The organism is Marinobacter adhaerens HP15 (genome assembly GCF_000166295.1).
Taxonomy (GTDB): domain Bacteria; phylum Pseudomonadota; class Gammaproteobacteria; order Pseudomonadales; family Oleiphilaceae; genus Marinobacter; species Marinobacter adhaerens.
In genome coordinates, this window is record NC_017506.1 from 3728383 (window position 1) to 3745760 (window position 17378).

14 protein-coding genes are annotated in these 17378 nt (G+C 54.5%); 9 read left to right on the top strand and 5 right to left on the bottom strand.

The features are described 5' to 3' along the window. Nucleotides 1-7: 7 nt before the first annotated feature. The 3 genes from HP15_RS17530 to HP15_RS21735 are packed head-to-tail and all read right to left on the bottom strand — an operon-like array spanning nt 8 to nt 3483. Nucleotides 8-1180: an ABC transporter substrate-binding protein gene (locus HP15_RS17530; RefSeq protein ID WP_041646402.1), complete on the bottom strand. Its 1173-nt coding sequence runs from the start codon at nt 1178-1180 to the stop codon at nt 8-10. 13 nt (nt 1181-1193) lie between these two features. Further along, entirely contained in the window at nt 1194-2060 is an 867-nt protein-coding gene (locus HP15_RS17535; RefSeq protein ID WP_014578696.1) for a polysaccharide deacetylase family protein, read from the bottom strand. Nucleotides 2061-2070: 10 nt separating this feature from the next. Continuing rightward, nucleotides 2071-3483 carry an amidase family protein gene (locus HP15_RS21735; RefSeq protein WP_014578697.1) on the bottom strand — a complete coding sequence of 471 codons (1413 nt, stop codon included), beginning with the start codon at nt 3481-3483 and terminating at the stop codon, nt 2071-2073. A 159-nt stretch (nt 3484-3642) separates the two neighbouring features. Between HP15_RS21735 and HP15_RS17545 the strand changes: the two genes are divergently transcribed. Continuing rightward, a complete protein-coding gene (locus HP15_RS17545; RefSeq protein WP_049784502.1) occupies nt 3643-4641 on the top strand; it encodes a GntR family transcriptional regulator in 999 nt (332 codons plus the stop codon). A 78-nt stretch (nt 4642-4719) separates the two neighbouring features. On the opposite strand, the gene HP15_RS17550 is transcribed toward HP15_RS17545, so the two are convergent. Then, nucleotides 4720-5169, bottom strand: a complete 450-nt coding sequence (locus tag HP15_RS17550) for a thioredoxin domain-containing protein (protein WP_169702179.1) — start codon at nt 5167-5169, stop codon at nt 4720-4722. A gap of 765 nt (nt 5170-5934) precedes the next feature. On the opposite strand from HP15_RS17550, the gene HP15_RS17560 reads away from it, so the two are divergent. From HP15_RS17560 to HP15_RS17575, 4 genes are all read left to right on the top strand, one after another. Beyond that, a complete protein-coding gene (locus tag HP15_RS17560; protein WP_014578699.1) occupies nt 5935-6378 on the top strand; it encodes a MerR family transcriptional regulator in 444 nt (147 codons plus the stop codon). A gap of 6 nt (nt 6379-6384) precedes the next feature. After that, nucleotides 6385-9006 carry a heavy metal translocating P-type ATPase gene (locus tag HP15_RS17565; RefSeq protein ID WP_014578700.1) on the top strand — a complete coding sequence of 874 codons (2622 nt, stop codon included), beginning with the start codon at nt 6385-6387 and terminating at the stop codon, nt 9004-9006. 126 nt (nt 9007-9132) lie between these two features. After that, nucleotides 9133-9582 carry a DUF411 domain-containing protein gene (locus HP15_RS17570; RefSeq protein ID WP_041646406.1) on the top strand — a complete coding sequence of 150 codons (450 nt, stop codon included), beginning with the start codon at nt 9133-9135 and terminating at the stop codon, nt 9580-9582. Nucleotides 9583-9738: 156 nt separating this feature from the next. Further along, entirely contained in the window at nt 9739-11460 is a 1722-nt protein-coding gene (locus HP15_RS17575) for a sensor domain-containing diguanylate cyclase (protein ID WP_014578703.1), read from the top strand. Nucleotides 11461-11506: 46 nt separating this feature from the next. Here the strand turns inward: HP15_RS17575 and HP15_RS17580 are convergent, their stop codons facing one another. Then, complete coding sequence (locus tag HP15_RS17580; RefSeq protein ID WP_169702180.1) at nt 11507-12442, bottom strand: hypothetical protein; 936 nt, start codon at nt 12440-12442, stop codon at nt 11507-11509. Nucleotides 12443-12579: 137 nt separating this feature from the next. Here HP15_RS17580 and HP15_RS17585 point away from each other — a divergent pair, with 137 nt between their 5' ends. The 4 genes from HP15_RS17585 (at nt 12580) to HP15_RS17600 (ending at nt 17368) form a co-directional block, all read left to right on the top strand. Continuing rightward, nucleotides 12580-13254 (top strand): Fe2+-dependent dioxygenase, encoded by a 675-nt coding sequence (locus HP15_RS17585; RefSeq protein WP_014578705.1) that lies wholly within the window; start codon nt 12580-12582, stop codon nt 13252-13254. An 84-nt stretch (nt 13255-13338) separates the two neighbouring features. Next, nucleotides 13339-15324 carry a ribonuclease R family protein gene (locus HP15_RS17590; protein WP_014578706.1) on the top strand — a complete coding sequence of 662 codons (1986 nt, stop codon included), beginning with the start codon at nt 13339-13341 and terminating at the stop codon, nt 15322-15324. Between the two features lie 61 nt (nt 15325-15385). Then, complete coding sequence (locus tag HP15_RS17595; RefSeq protein ID WP_014578707.1) at nt 15386-15586, top strand: hypothetical protein; 201 nt, start codon at nt 15386-15388, stop codon at nt 15584-15586. 276 nt (nt 15587-15862) lie between these two features. Next, complete coding sequence (locus HP15_RS17600; RefSeq protein ID WP_041645770.1) at nt 15863-17368, top strand: hypothetical protein; 1506 nt, start codon at nt 15863-15865, stop codon at nt 17366-17368. The last annotated feature ends 10 nt before the right edge of the window (nt 17369-17378 follow it).

A 17378-nucleotide genomic window follows, 5' to 3' on the forward strand; every position in this document is an offset into this window, starting at 1 on the left:
TCAAACTTCATTCTTGAACGTCCAACCATCGTCTTGAGAGATAGTTGTGTTCGTCCATCACCGAATTCCAAATTGCTATATTTGATCTACGCTCGAGATAGTTTCCGCCTTCGTGCACCTCCCCTGGGTCAATGATTTTGTTGCCAAACGGATCTTTAAGAGATTTTTTGGTCTCGCGACCTTCGTACCAATAATTCCATTCATCCTTTTCCAGAAACTTCTTGGTGCTTTTCGGGTTTGCGACATATGCACCGTTTCTTGTCATCGAAGCGCCGGCAAATCCGTCAAGCCACCAATTCAGGTACCGATATGCCATATCAAGTTTTTTACCTTGCGCTTCACTGGATATTGAGAGCCCACCAAACCAGCCTCGATATCCCTCTTTTGGTGTGCACATATTGATGTTTATTCCGAGACGGCGAAGATAAACAAATCCTTGCCACCACATACTTGATATTTGAACTCGTTGAGCATTGATTGCATTAGCCACTTCGGATTCTTCTTTCCAGAACTGTGCAAAATGCTTTTTCTTTTTTAATCCCAAAAGAAAATCGATCAATTCGTCTATTTCAGGGATTTCAAAGTTTCCCGCATCCTTAAAACTTTTTCCGGAATACGATTGGTAGGCGAGATAACAGTCGATCACACCGATTGCCGCATCATTCTGGATGCTTACCTGACCGGAAAATTCAGGATCAAATAAGGCTGCCCAACTATTGGCGTAGTCCGTTTTCTTGCCGACCATGGCAAAAGTGTCGGCGTTGTAGACCGTTGGCAACATGCTCAGCTTTTCGGTGCAATCTCCGGTTAAACGGTCCCCTGAATCGATAAACAGTCTTGAAAATGGACTTCCTCCGGGAGTTCCCTTGGAGTCACAAGAAACTTTTAGACTATTGAGGGACTCAGATATGTCATCCCAATGGGCAACCCTGTTGATGTCTATCGCTTGTAAGCTTTTAGTCGGCCAAATCAAATCCAGGTCGTGAAACCACTGGTCATATACATCAAACTTTTGAGGACTTAGCGCAGCAACCCGCTGCGCCTCAGTACCGTCCAATGTGATGTACTTAATTGGAAACCCAAGATCTGACTCAGCCTTTTTCTTTATTACTTCCAGGTGCGTTACTGATGTTCCCAAGACTGTTAATTCTTCTGTGTTGCTATTTTTTATAGTCTTCATCACATACTCCATTTCACATATAGGACGGTGCTTGTTCCATAATTTCTTTAAAAGTACAGAACTCAACACCCTCGTGGCTTAACATGTAATCAATTAACCTTTCGTGCATAAGAAGGACTTGAGGCCTTCCCGAAACATCTGGATGGATCGTCATTGGAAAAACCGCGAAATCGTATTCTCGATAAACCCAATCAAACTGGTCCTTCCACAATTCTTCAATTTGCCGTGGTGTGACAAACCCATGACTGTTTGCCTGGTTTTTCACAAACATCATTGGGACTTCATCATCCAGGTACCAATTTGCAGGGATCTCAAGAAGGTCAGTCACCTGCCCTCTTTCGATCGGTTTCATCCACTCTGCGGCATCCTTTGAGTAGTCGATCTTCGTCCAACGATCATTCTTTCTCAGGTAATAGGGCTGGAAGTCGTGGTGCATCAGACTGTGGTCGTACTTGATGCCGCGAGAAAGCAAAAGATCGGCGGTGTTTTTACTGAACTCCCACCATGGCGCGACGTATCCAACTGGCCGCTGTCCACTGAAGCGCTCCACCAGTTCAATGGATTTGTCCAGGACGTCACGCTCTTGCTCGTACGTCATTGAAATCGGGTTTTCATGGCTATAGCCATGCAGCCCTACCTCATGCCCTGCCTCGACTATTTCCATGAATTGATTCGGAAAGCTTTCAATCGAGTGACCAGGAACAAACCAGGAGGCTTTGATCCCGAACCGATCAAACAGATCAATCAGTCGCGGAGTACCGACTTCGCCCGCAAAAACGCCTCTGGAGATATCGCTGGGTGAATCCTCGCCTCCATAGGAGCCAAGCCAGCCGGCGACGGCGTCAAGATCTACTCCATAAGCAACCATTATTTTTTTCATCGGTATCACCTCAATGAGACACTGTGTCTGGTGTGTAAATGTTTTGTTTTGATAGCGCTGCTTCCAGGAAGAGCGCGGTTTTGAGAAGGAAATCGTCCTTGCCGGACGCCGCAGACAACTGAATAGACGTCGAAAACCCATTGGGGGCGTGGCCAATCGGAATGGCTATCGCTGGCATCCCAAGGTAATTCGCGTACATCGTGTTGCCGAGGATGAGTTTGTTGAACGCCTTGAATTCCTCGACGCCCTTTAGCACCGATTCAATAGCAGGCGGTAGAATTTTTACTGTCGGCTGGAGAAGGATCTTGTTACCAATACTGGAAGACAGCTCCGCTCGCAGGTTTCTTCTTATCTTCTGCAAGAGTGCATAGCTCTTCCGATTGAGTAACGTTCCCTCTTTCAGTCTCTGCAAAATCTTCGGGTCGATATATGAGGTCAGTCCATTCTCAAATAATGCTTCGTACTGCTGGGCGGCCTCATGGGCGACCAGGCTTCCATGTATCTCGAAGAGCCGGTCAACTTCGGCGTAGGGTGAAAAATCAACCTCGTGAATCTCGAACCCAAGGTTGGACAACAGATCCAGGGTTTTATCGAAATTGTCTTTGATGTGCGGATCACGTGGCTGGATCGATTTATTTCGAGGCACCAGAAACTCGGTTTGCTCGGAGAGCATTCGAAACTTCGGTATGGGGGCCAGACCTCTCAGGGCCTGATCCAGAATGACGCAGTCCTGTACTGTAAGAGCATTTATGCCCAAATGATCCAGGGAGGGGGCGAGAGGGGCCACTCCCCTTAGGGGATACCTATCGAACGATGGCTTGAATCCGACGACGCCACAAAACGCAGCGGGGATCCGGGACGATCCCGAGGTATCCGTACCCAGTGACACGGGCCACAGTCCGGAGGCGACACCTGCGGCACTTCCCGAAGACGAACCGCCTGTGATGTATTTCCCGGTAGTTGCTCGTGGATTAATGGGACTGCCAAACAAGTCGTTTGTCCCAACTCCAGAAAACGCCAACTCGGACAGATTTGTCTTCCCGCCGAAGACCATTCCCTGAAAACCAAGTCTTTCGACGGCCTCGGCATTTCTTTTTGCTGGCGGCGCGTTCCTGTATAGAAGAGAACCGCGAGAGGTAGTGCACCCTTCAACATCGATAAGATCTTTTACTCCAAAAGGAATGCCGTCGAGCAATCCAAATTGCTCATCATTCAGATACCTTTTTTCACTGGAGCGAGCTTGGGCCAAAGAAGTTTCGCCCAGAGGCTCCACCAGGATCCCCTGGTTCTTGGAATACCCCTGTTTAAACCGAGTTTCCCTAAAGACATCGACCGGACTTAATCGACCTGATCTCATCCCAAAGCTAAGAGCCTCAATTCGACTTCTTAGGGCCCCCTCACGAAGAATTTCGCTAATTCTCATCACAATTGCCTTCCAGGTATTGTTCTATTTTCGAAAGATAGCTGAAAATGACTATTGGATACAATACCTATTTGTGATTAGCAAGGCTCTGTTAGGTCCAATTTGCATTACAGTGCAAAGTCGCTATGCTCCGACAAGCGTTTCGGGAGGAAAAAGGCATTGGCAAAACAAAGGGCTAGTGGGAAAAAACCGAATTTTGAGGTCATCAAGGACGCACTGGCGGCGGCGCTTGAAAGGAGAGCTTTTCCGGAAGGACAGGTTATTCTCGAGAGACCAATCGCTGAGATCTTCAAAACAAGTCGAGCCCCAGTAAGGCGCGCCCTGGCCGAGCTGCATGAAGAAGGCAAGCTGTTTAAATTCGAAGGCAGAGGCTACAAAACCGACAACTCTGACATCATCCTGAGGGAGGAGATTCGCCCAGAGACGCTTGGTTTGGACGACGAAGCCCAGACTAGCGCTCCCGCAGAGGCTAGTATTATTGACGATGTCTACAGAGCGACTAAAAGGTCCACCTCAATCGCTATGACGTTTGGCCAATTCAGGATCCGCTCTGAAAAACATTCCCAGCATTTTGGAGTCAGCAGGACAATCTCCAGAGAAATTCTCGGCAAACTGATGGACGAAGGGCTTGTTGGAAAAGACAGTACCGGACACTGGATTACCGGGCCGCTCACGGCTCGGGATGTAAAGCAGGATTTTGAAACAAGACGGCTGTTAGAGCCTTACTCCCTTGAAACCTGCGGACCCTTGATTCCGGTGGAACTTCTTGAGCAGATGAAACTTCGCCTCCAGGAAGCACTTGCGCGAACCCCTGAGGACAAGAATCCGAGTCTTTTGGAGACCATTGAAGCTGACCTTCATCAGCGATGCCACTCATTCAACCCGAATAAAAAAATCGCCAAATTTATCAACCAAAGCTTAACGCCTCTGGTTGTCGGGCTGGTTTTTAGCGACGCAGTAAGGGCGTCAGTTGAAAAACCTGGCCTTCGCGAGCACCTTACTATTATCGAGTCGCTGATCGCCGGGAAGCACTCTGAAGCTTCAGAGCATCTTCATGATCATTTGCTCAACGCAGAAACCAGGACTTTGGAAAGGATGAAGTCCCTATCCGTTATCCCAGAGCCTTCTTTGCCAAACTACCTGATAAAAATTTCCTAAAAAAAAGCCGGGCGAACTTCCGCCCGGCAAAGGGCTGACACTGTGCTAAGCCCAAACCTCCTGACAGAAAAACTACATTTAAAAACTCCGCACCCAGCTGGCGAGAGCCCTCTCTGATTGCTCTCCATCTGCGTACCCCAATACCTCATTTCCCTGTAATAGCACCAATGTCGGAACCGATTTGATGAAGAACTTAAAAGCAAGCTCTATCGACGCTTCGACATCTATTTCGACGACCTGATCGACCAACCCACTGTTCTGGAGCGCTGCCAATACAGAATTCTGTTGATCACGTTGCTGACCACAAGCAACATAAAATCTCAGCAAAACAAGCTGATTTCGAAAAACAATATCACCCAAATCAGCCAGCGATTGAATCTGAGAAATTGCCACAGCAGCCTCCACCCAAAACAACATGCACGCGCTTTCCAACTCACGGCATATCCAAGCAAGCCCCACCTCTCCAGCCGAGCCATTCATCAAAGAAAGATACTGACTTTCTGTTTTCCGACCGCTGAACAGGCGCATAACAACAAAGCGCTTACCGTGAGGTTTTGCATGGACGTACAAGTCGAACGGTCGTACTCAGTATCGAGCTACCAAGTGCATCTCCATGGTAGAGAGTGAGCTGGGAGCATATTTGTTACGAAAAACAAAAGATAAATCTGGTTAGAAACAGAAGAAGGGAAGAATTCTCTGCCATGCCGGTAAGATCACCCGGAATTCTGACGACGCCAAACCGTTAATTTCTTTAAACCACCGATACAAAATGCCAAGCAAAGGGGTTGGCTTCGATTTGTTCGTGGACACATCCAACAGCGCTTTGCAGTTTAAACTTGCCCCGAAATGCCCGAAGCCACTTTGAAAGGATGCGCCGAATGTTCTCTCGTTGAAATCGAGGACGAGCGGCTTTGAATCACACCTCAGCTTGGCAAGCTCCACTTAAGCCGCTTCCAGAAGCGGATATAAAGATTATTAATGCGTCAGTTTACAGGTCCCGAACGTCACGAGATCTGGGATCAGACTCAAATTGGACTGACACCCTCTCATTCTCTATTACCCCAAAAAACCTTTGACCTGTGAGTTGCTCACAGGTTTTAGTCTATCGTTAATATTTTGGAGTTCGCCGTATCGGTGCGGGGCGGGCTTCCGAAAACCACTGCAAGTACATCCGTGTACGCTTGCTCTGAGCCGTCCATGGCTCAGAGCATTTTCGGAAGCCCGCCCCGCACCGACACTCCTCCAACTGTAGTGATATGTTCCCGACAATCTCCTACTGGGGAGTTGAGGCAAATGAAAGTAAAAGAAATTGCACAAGCCGCTGGTGTTAATCCGGATACGGTGCGTTTCTACACCCGGGAAGAACTGCTCAAACCTACCCGTAACCCGGACAACAACTACCAGCAATACGATACCGAGGATCTTCGACGGCTTCGCTTTGCCCGTAAGGCCCGTCAGCTGGGGTTTTCGTTGCCTGAAATTCGGCAGATTCTGGATCAGGCGGACGACCATCATTCGCCGTGTCCGATGGTTCGGGACGTGTTTCAACACCGGCTGGCAGAAGTTGAGCGGGAGATTCGGGAATTGCAGCAGCTTCGCAAGCGAATGACCGCTGCACTGGCGGCCTGGCAGGACATGCCGGATGGTACGCCGGATGGTCATACCATTTGCCGGCTGATCGAACACTGGGATGATCCGGCGCCCTGTTGCAGGGCAAACGAACAGAACGAGGGGTGATTCTGGATGACTGATACACCTGTTCTACAAACAACCCTCAGCATTTCCGGAGCTTCGTGCCAGGGCTGTGCGAAGAAGATTCGTAACGCCCTGGAGCCGTTGACCGGTGATACCGGGCTGGTTGACGTCGATCTGGAAAAACAGACCGTGGCCTTGCCGGAGGGAGTGGATGCCTCTGAGGCCGCGCGTATTGTTACCGAGACTGGTTACCCGGCTGAGCCTTTTGAAGAAGACGCCAAGCCGGGCAGTTGCTGTTCTCCAGCCCATCAGGATAAGGGTCACTCCAACGACAGCGCCGAAGACCGGGCAACCGGTGAACGTTCGGCACCTGCCAGCTCTGACGCGACAACCGGAGCGGATGAGCAGATTCATCTTTCGGTGACAGGTGCGACCTGTGCCTCTTGTGTCAATACGATTGAAAAGGCCCTGATGTCGGTTTCCGGGATCAGCCATGCGCATATGAACCTGGCAGACAACACCGCCACCGCCACGGGGGATGCCGATCCCGAGTCACTTGTGAAGGCGGTTGAGAGTGCTGGTTATGGCGCCAGCGTGATTGCGGACGAGGACGAAGCCGATGACCGCAAGCAGGAGGAAGACCGGAAACAGTACAAGACCCTACTGGTGAAGATGGCAGTGAGTCTGGGCCTGGGGCTTGGGTTGATGGTCTGGGGTATGGGCTTCGGAACCATGATGGTGACGGACGCCAACCAGGGCACCTGGCTCGGACTGGGTCTGTTGACGCTGACCGTGATGGCCGCCACCGGCGGGCATTTCTACACCGGTGCCTGGAAGGCGTTCCGTCACCACAACGCCAACATGGACACCCTGATTGCCCTGGGTACCGGCACCGCCTGGCTCTATTCCATTGTCGTGGCGAGTATTCCCGGTGCGCTCCCGGAAATGGCGCGCCATGTCTACTTTGAGGCCTCGGCGATGATTATCGGCCTTATCAATCTGGGTCAGGCGCTGGAGCTTCGGGCTAAAGGCAAGACATCAGAGGCGGTTCGCAGATTGCTGGACCTGCGGGCAAAAACGGCGCGGGTGATTCGCGATGGTGAAGAGCAGGATCTTCCGGTCGAGGAGGTTCGCAAGGGCGACCATATTCGGGTAAGGCCCGGGGAGAAATTGCCGGTCGATGGTGTCATCGCCGAAGGCTCCACCCGCATGGATGAGAGCATGCTCACGGGTGAGCCCATGCCGGTGAGCAAATCCGAAGGCGATGAGGTTTCTGCCGGTACCCTGAATACCCACGGTTCGATTGTCTATGAGGCTACCCGGGTAGGCAGTGAAACCGCGCTGGCGCAGATCATCAAGCTGGTGAAAAAAGCCCAGGGCTCCAAACCGGCTATCGGGCGGCTTGCCGACAAGATTTCATCGGTGTTTGTGCCCACCGTGATGCTGATTGCGGTAGTCGCGGCGCTGGTCTGGTACAACGTTGGGCCGGAACCGGCCGTGGTTCACATGATGGTGGCAGCCACCACGGTGCTGATTATCGCCTGCCCCTGTGCCCTGGGCCTGGCGACCCCGATGTCGGTGATGGTCGGAGTTGGCAAGGCTGCGGAGTACGGCGCGCTGATTCGTCAGGGCGATGCCCTGCAAACCGCCGGCAAGCTGGACCTGGTCATACTGGATAAAACCGGCACCATCACCGAAGGCCATCCTGCTGTCACCCGGGTTCATGCCATCGACGGAGATGAGCAGCGGCTGCTGGTCCTGGCGGCCGGGCTGGAACAACACTCCGAGCATCCCCTGGCCGAGGCCGTTCTGGAGAAAGCGAAAGCTCAAAGTGTGCAGCCCGCGAAGGTGACCGGTTTTGAAGCACTGAACGGCAAAGGGGTGCAAGGTAAACTCGACGGAGAGCCCCTGCGTCTGGGCAACCGCCGCTGGCTGGAAGACCAGGGCATTGGACTGGACGGACTGGCTGAGGCCGCCCGCGCAATAACCGAGGAGGCCGGCACGCCCCTGTTCCTGGCATTGGGCAACGAGGCCCTCGGCGTCATTGGGGTAGCCGATGCGATCAAACCGGACTCCAAGGCCGCTATCCGACGACTCCACGAAGCTGGTATCAAGGTGATGATGGTCACCGGCGATGTCGACGCCACTGCAAGGGCAATCGCCAAAAAAGCCGGTATCGATGACTATCGCGCGGAAGTTCTTCCTGAAGACAAGGCCGAGGTAGTCAGCGAAATGCGCGGCAAAGGCCACGTTGTTGCTATGGTCGGCGATGGCATCAACGACGCCCCGGCCCTGGCGGCGGCGGACGTCGGCTTTGCCATTGGCACCGGAACGGATGTTGCCATTGAGAGCGCAGGCATCACCCTGATGCGCGGTTCGCTACACGGCGTGCCCGATGCCATCGAGATCTCCCGGGCCACCGTAAAAAACATTCACCAGAACCTGTTCGGTGCGTTCGTATACAACACCATGGGTATTCCGGTGGCCGCCGGCCTGCTCTACCCGGTCTGGGGAATACTGATGAGCCCGATTCTGGCCGGCGCTGCCATGTCGCTGTCTTCGGTGACGGTGGTTTCGAACGCCAACCGTTTGAGGTTGTTCCGAACCAGTCACCGTCCGGAACGGAGCGACAGCAAGAGTGATCCGAAAGAGCAACAGGAGCGGAACTGATGGAAACACTACTGGTCAACGTCGGAGGTCTTGCCCTGATGGCAGCCATCGTCTGGTGGTTCTGGCTTTCCGGTTCTGACGACACAGGCTCCAATGAGCATGAACATCACCACTGAGGTATTCGCCATGAAAAAACACACCCTGGCTTTTGGCCTGATGGCAGCCCTGGGATTCAGCACCACGGCGCTGGCAGCCGGTGCAGCCCAGAGCATACACGTCTACAAATCCCCAACCTGCGGCTGCTGCGGTGACTGGATTGATCACCTGGAAGAAAATGGCTTCGAGGTGGAGGCGACCAACACCAACGACATGGGCAGGATCAAGGCCGATGCCGGTCTGATCGCCGGTCTGGGTAGCTGCCACACCGCCTTTATCGGCGACTACGTCATTGAAGGCCACGTTCCGGCCGACGACATCAAGCGCCTGATCAGCGAAGCGCCCCGGGCCAAAGGCCTCAGTGTGCCGGGTATGCCCATCGGATCTCCGGGCATGGAGATGGGCGACCGGAAAGACCATTACAAGGTCATCCTGTTCAACGAGTCAGGACAGACACGGATTTTTTCCGAACATAACTAGTATTGATCGCCAGGCAGGGGTCGTTGCATCAGCGGCCCTTGCGACACTGATTCCCTACCGAAACGTTCCCTGCCCTGTCTGTTTTTTCTACACTCTGATTAACCAGTGTTCTATCATTGGCGCCCAGAAACCCAGAAAAACCGAGAGGGACCCTCGTTGAGCATTAAAACCCGAATCCTTGGTCTGGCCGCCAGCCTGATAGTCGTGGCTTCACTGGCATCGTGGCTGGCCTATCGGGAGCTATCCGAAAATATCATCGAACGCTGGGGCCAACAGGTGGCGGAAATACAGGTGCGCTACGACAGCGCCCGACTGCTGCAGTCCCTGGAGCGGGAGATTGGGCTGGCCAAACAGATGGCGAGCTCCTCCACACTGATCAACTGGGCCGCCAGTCCCGATGACGAAACGCTCAAGTCTGAAGCCATTCGCCAGATGGAGAGTTTTCGTTCCAACTTCCGGGACAATAATTACTTTGTCGCGCTGGTCGGGAACGGCCACTATTACTACAACAACGCAGAGAATGAGTACGCAGGCAGCCAGTTCCGGTACGTTCTCGACGAGGAGAAGCCCGACGACGCCTGGTTTTTCCAGCTGATAGAAGAAGGCCGCGACTTCCATCTCAACGTGAATCCGGATACCGAACTGGGGGTCACCAAGCTCTGGATCGATGTATTGATGCGGGACGAGGCCGGCGAGATTGTCGGCATGGTCGGTACCGGCCTCAGCCTCGATGCTTTTCTGCAGGATATTGTCGACATCGATCAGGAGGGCATCACCACGCTGTTTGTCGATTACAACGGCGCCATACAGCTGTACCGCGACCGCAACTACATCGATTTCGCCAGTATCATCAAACCTGAAGGACAGAAGAACACGGTCGACCTGCTGTTCGAGGATCCCCAGGACAAACAGCAGATCCTCGGTATGCTGCAGCTGCTGAAGAAGCGCGGAGACCAGGCCGGTCAGGTGGAAAGCGGCTTTGTGACGGTGGATGGTCGCAAGCATCTGGCCGGGGTTGCCTTTCTACCTGCCATTGGCTGGTTTGAAATTACTCTTCTGGATCTGCACACCCTCCTACCCCAAAGCTATCTCTGGCCACTCGTAGCCGTATTCCTGGTGACCTTGCTTGTGAGCCTGTTGCTGTTCCATTTCATCATCCAGTCACGGATTCTGAAGCCCATCATGAGCCTCGAACGCGCGGTGGAAAAAGTCCGTGAGGGTAGCTTCGACCTGCCACGTCTCGAAAAACCGAATAATGAGGTCGGCTGGCTTGCCGACCATTTCGAGAAAATGGCCCAAAAGCTGGGCCAGTCCACGCGGGAGCTAGAGACAAAAGTGGCTCAACGAACGGATGAGCTGAACCGGCTGGCCCGAATTGATCCGCTGACTGGTCTCAAGAACCGTCGTGGACTGGACGAGATACTGGAAGAAGAGATTCAGCGGGCTCGTCGGCAGGACAGCGGGTTTGGCGTTATCTGGCTGGATATTGATCATTTCAAGACGATCAACGACAACCTCGGCCATCAGGCGGGCGACCAGATTCTCTGCCGTGTCGCACTCTGGCTCAAAGCCGGCGTTCGGCCTTACGACCATCCGGGAAGGTGGGGCGGCGATGAGTTCGTGGTTCTGCTATCACCCTGTGACCCTGACACTCTGGAACAGATTGCCCGGCGCATTCGGGAACTGGTGGAACAGGAGAGTCGAAAGACCGGCGCAGCGGTAACGGTCAGCGTCGGCGGATTTTTTGCTCGACCCGGCGACACCAGCGATACCATTCTCAGACATGCAGACCGCGCACTTTACCGTGCGAAAGCCGGCGGCCGTAACCAGGTCTGCATCGACACGCGGGATGACGAAACAGCGCTTTCCGAAAACTGACAGACAAGCCGGAACCCCGAATCGGAGGCTCCGGCGGTATCAATAATCAGTACAGGAACGGCGCAAGGGCCAGCTCCAGCCGGGCTTGGGCCGAGTAGACATTAGCCACGGGAACGGCTGGCTGCTCGGGCGGCACGGCTGAGGGCCAGGCTTTTTGGAGCTCGTCCAGTGCCTTCACAGCATCACGCCAGGCTTCCCTGTTCTGCTTTTTCAGTGTCGCCTGATGGCTATCCAGATAGTCACGCGCGGAACTCACAAAGCCGCGACCGTCCTGATATTCGTGCACGGCAACAAAGCGCCCTTCTTCCAGGGCCTCGTCATACTCAAGCACGGCCTGCTTGGTCAAGGAGAGGACCACTCTCGAGACGGTTCCGGCGCTCTGTGCGTTCTTGCTATCGACAGCATTGACCGCTTTCTCGAGAGCCACCCAAGCCGCCTGGAACTCCTTGTTGATGTCGCTCCAGCGCTCAACCCCGCCGGCCTGATTCGCCAGCAACTCCAGACGTTCACTCACGTCGTTTTGACCCCGGCTCTCAAGGCCGGGTTCAACCATGCCGTAAAGCTCAACCCAGGGATGGGTCAGATGTGGACGCCCGTCAGCGACCTTGCCCGCCTTGATCAATTCCCGAGCCGCCATCAAATGACCCTGCATCATCTGCAACATGGCAACATAGGCGCCGTCAGAGGCGACAGGAGAAACAGCGGACGATCCGCCTTCGCCACCTTCTCCGCCTTCTCCGCCTTCGCCACCGGCGGCAAAGTAACTGAACGCCGCTCCTGCCCCGGCTTCACCACCTTCACCTCCATGGTGTTCACCGCCTTCACCTCCGTGATGTTCTCCGCCCTCGCCGCCTTCTGCTGAGCCCGAGGTCATCATATCGTCGTGATGCTTCTCTTTATGCTCGCTGGCGACAACTCCGGAACTGGCAATCAGCGTAGCCATGCCGATGCCGGTCCAGAGCTTCAGCTTTTCATTCTTCATTCCGTTCTTTCTCCTGTTAAAAACCGCCTGCTGCTCTTCGTCAACAACGGTAGAATTGATGGCATGTCCATAGTGGTGCATGATGCGCCACAGCAAATACTGATTGCAAATTATTCGTATTAAGAGTTGAGCTAACCATGATTATCTGTATCGACCAGATCCTGACCCCCGAACAGCTCGAGCGAATCCGCAACACTCTGGACGGCGGCGAGTTTCAGGACGGGCGGAGCACAGCTGGGTGGCATGCAAAGCTGGTCAAGAACAACGAGCAACTGAAGGTATCCGGGGGCCAGGCGGAAGGTCTTCGGGCCGAGGTGGAAAAAGCCCTGACGGAACACCCCCTGTTCCAGATGGCGGTGCGGCCCGCCAAGGTCACGCCTCTCATTTTCAGTCGCTACCGGGATGGTATGACCTACGGCAATCATGTAGACGATCCCGTGATGGGCCGGGGGGCCGGCAGGTTGCGGACCGATGTTTCCTTCACGCTGTTCCTGGACGACCCTGACAGCTACGACGGGGGCGAACTGGTTACCGAGACCACGGCGGGTGAGCAATCCTACAAATTACCGGCCGGCGCGGCAGTGGTCTATCCGTCGTCAACCCTGCACCGGGTTGATCCGGTCACACGGGGCCAGCGCCGTGTCGCTATCGGTTGGGCTCAGAGCACCATTCGGGAACCAGCCCAGCGGGAAGTGCTCTTTGATCTGGACACAGCCCGGCGACAACTGTTTGAACGTGAGGGCAAAACGACCGAATTCGATCTGCTCACCAAATCACTGGCCAACCTCCAGAGATTCTGGACAGAAATCTGATTTGCGTATTCTGCTATCTGACGCATAGAGCCATAACCGTTATACTCCGCCCCATCATTCATTATTTACCAGCCAGGTTACTTCATGCTCAATGCCGACGCCCTCAGCCAGTTGCGCCAGCTGAAATCGGATATCAAGGACAACAAGGTGGTTTTTCCAGGTACCGTCAAAGCCACCAATGGCCGTTTCGGGTTCGTTGCGCTCGACGAGGGTCGGGATGTTTTCCTGCCACCCGAGGAAATGCAGAAGGTGTTGCCCGGGGACCGGGTGAATGTCACCGAGCAGGAAGTTGAGAAAGGCAAAACCCAGGGCGTAGTGGACGAACTCCTGGAAACCCGCCTGAACACCTTTGTGGGTCGTTACCTGGTAAAAGGTAAAGGGCATTTCGTGGTGCCCGAGACGCCGGGGATCAACCGATGGATCTTCATTCCCCCCAAGGAGCGGATGAACGCCCAGCAGGACGATTACATCTACTGCCAGATTCACAAACATCCGATCAAGGACGGCAAGGGCCAGGCCAAGGTACTGCGGGTAATCGGTAAGGCCGGGGAACCCGGTATCGAACGCTCTTTCACCCTCGCCACCTTTGATCTGGCTGACACCTGGCCGGACGCTGTGCGCGCTCAGGCCGACAGCCTCGGTGAAGGCGATATCGAATCCAGGGAAACCGGACGGGAGGACCGCACGGACCGCCCGTACGTGACCATCGACAGCCCGGGCACGCAGGACATGGACGACGCCCTGCTGGCCGAACCCAACGCCACCGGCTGGACCCTCTCGATTGCTATTGCCGATCCGACCGCCGTAATCGACACCGACAGCCCGGCGGAACAGGAAGCGTTCAATCGGGCCACCGCTATCTATTTCCCGGGCGAGCCCCTGCCCATGCTGCCAGACAGCATCAGCACCCGCCTGTGCTCGTTGATGCCGGAAGCCAAGCGCCTGTCCCTGGTCTGCGATCTTCAGGTTAACAATGATGGCAGTCTTGGCGACTACAGTTTTCATCAGGCCGTTATCCAGTCCAAGGGCAAGCTCAGTTACGAGCTCGTTTCCAACCTGATCGAAGGACGGGAAGACGATGACATCAAGGCACTGCCGGAAGCAGTTGCCAACAGCCTCGATCAACTGCATCAGGCAGCGACAGCCCTCCGGAAATGGCGCAACGAACATGCGCTGCTGAGCGGCGACCGTCCCGAATTCCGCCTCCGGCTGGATGAAAACAAACGTATCCGGCTGATCGAACCGTCCATCCAGAATGAAGCCCATCGGCTGGTGGAAGAATGCATGGTTGCCGCCAACCGCTGCGCCGCGGATTTCCTCAGCAACCACACGGCCGGCCTGTTCATCCAGCATCCAGGATTACGGGATGATCGCGCCGACAACATCCGGTCACTGATCGACAGCCACGCACCGCATCTCTCAGGCGTAGACGCCCATCAGGCCGAGGGTTTCAGGAAGCTGATGAAGGAGACGGACTCTCTGGAGGCCGAGGTACCGGTCAAGGCCATCCTGTCCCGCCAGCTGGCCCGGGCCGAGCTGAGCTTCAAGCCGGCTCCTCATCAGGGCATGGGCCTCGATGCCTACACCACCTTTACCTCGCCACTGCGCAAGTTCTCGGATTTTTACGTGCATCGGCTGATCAAGGCGGCTCTGTGGGACACCCCCATGAAAGCGCTGACAGAGGATCAGCTGGAAGCCCTGCAAGCTGCCCAGATCCGCGCCCGACAGGCGGCGAACAGCCTGGAATCCTGGCTCAAAAGCGATTTTGCCAAAACTCTCGGCGAAGAACCCATGGCCGGCGTTATCAGCCGCACAGTGCCCGCCGGCTTCTTCGTTCGCCTGGATGCCAACGGGCTGGAAGGCTTCGTCAGCTGCAAGGATCTTGACGGAAAGTACAGCTTTGATCCGGTTACCATGCGCCTTATCCACAACAAGAACGGACGCATCTTCCAGCTGGAACAACCGGTAACGGTCAGCTTTTCCGGGGTGGATGACGAGCGCAGGCAGATTAATTTCAAGCTTGTGGAAGCCCAGGAAATTGCCAGCCAGAGCAGCACTGACGGCGGTTGAAAAACCACAATGGCAGGCGCATCGTATTCATCAGGACATGTTCCCCTGATGGAGGTGCGCCATGCCCATCACGCCCGATGAATTTCTGAAAAAGTACGGCTTCGACAAGGAAGACGAGGAGCGGGACCACAGCCTCCGCAACAACGCCATGGAGCATGCCAAACACTTGCGCAGGCCCCATGCTGGCACGCCCCACGACTGGGAAGAATGGGAGCGCTACAAGCGGGAGCATCCGGATGAAGTGGAGGATGATGATCACTGAGCATCAACTCCTTCCTCCACCTTGTTTTCGGGTTGGTTAACAAATTTTTGCATTGTTTTTCATTTCTCTATATTCCATAGAGCCGCCTGATAACTCTTTTCATTTCATTTAGTTAGAAAAAACACCTTCCTCATCTTCCTGATTCTATTGGGTCAATGCCTCACGCTGGTGCACCAGAGGCGAGACGCGCTCATTAAAAATTGTTTATACATTTACCCAAATTCCGGAGTGTCGCTGTCCCGGACTCATTTCAACCAGTGGAATTTGGGTAGCAAAATGAAGTTCAGTTGTTCTCAAAGCGTGGAAACAAAAGGCGCTGCGTTTGCAGCAGCCGGAAGGGCTCTTGTCAGTCTTGTCATGGTCTTTTTACTGGCCGGATGTCAGGTTTATCAGTTCGACCCGAATAGCGTGAGCGCCGAAAACCCGGGTTCGTATACAACAGGGACGGTCCCGTTCACCATTGTTGGAGAGGAGCGTCCTGACTGGCTGGTTCCGGAGTCTCCCGATGCGCCTGAAGTTATGGTCACCCGGACAACTGAAACCAAGGGGTCGACGGGTTTCAACGGCGCCAGCTTTTTTGGCTACATGGTTACCCTGTCTCTGATTCCTTATTACGATGAAGTCCAGTACGAGGACATCTACGCGCTCAGCTGGCAGGGTGAAACCTTGCTCGAAAGCCGGGTGACCTACTCCATTGATTCCTATCTGTCTCTGTATTTCCCGACGCCAATGATGTTCATGGGATCACTGAATGATGAAGCCGCCGAACAGGCCGTAGCCCGGGACTTCATCACCAACCATCACAAGGACAGTGTTCTGGCACTCATCGATGGGCAGCGCCGCGAATTCGAGCAGGCAAACCCCGAGACCGCCGCCGAGATTGCAGCCTACCTGAAAGCCGGAGGAGCGAACTCTGTCTATCGCCCGTCGGCTGTTCTCAGACTGATTGACCTGGCTCCCGAAACCGACACGCTTGCCTATCACGCGGCCAACAGCCTGGTGCCCGGCTACGTTGACCTGCTACCTGCTCGCTATCAGGCCTGGCTGATCGGACCGGAAGGTTTGCGTGGCATAGATCTGAAGACACAGCTCGCCGAAGGCACCGACCCCGATCAGTTACTGGTCCGCATGCTTAACGCCTATCCAGACCAGAGTGGCGATGTTCAGTCCGGTTATTACACCGGCATGACCCGGGCGCACCGGGAGACATTGAAAGAAGCGGGCCTGCCCGAAGGGCTCGTGGATCGTATGACCAATGAGCCGCCCTCTGCTCAACTGCTGGCCGCCGCAAAAACAGGCAAACTCCGCGATGACAGCGGCAACATTCGTATTCCCACCGAAGAGGAATTGCTGGAACAATTGGTTCGGCAGGACAATCAGGGTAAATTCCTCAGCCCCTACACCAGCGATGACGTCCTTGCGGAATGGGTGAATTCCGCCATCAATGCCAATATCGGCGCAACTGTCGGCACTGGGCTCGGAGCAGCAGCAGGCGCCTATGCGGGTGAAAAAGCTCTGGAGCAGGTACCTTTCGTCGGCAGCTTTCTGGGTGGTGCCATAGGTGCCGAGATAGGCAAATCCGCAGGCCGTGAAACTGCGATCAGTGCCTCGGGTGGCTGGGAAGCGATTCGTGCCTCCTCAGACCGCAGCTTTGATGATATTCATTCCATGGCTCGCTACCTGAAAGCAAAATACGGCCACACCGGCAACTTCAAGAATGCCATGGAAGCCACCCGACAGATCTACCCGGAGCTGGCAGAAGCCCTCGCGAGCGCCTACTGAAATAATTGGA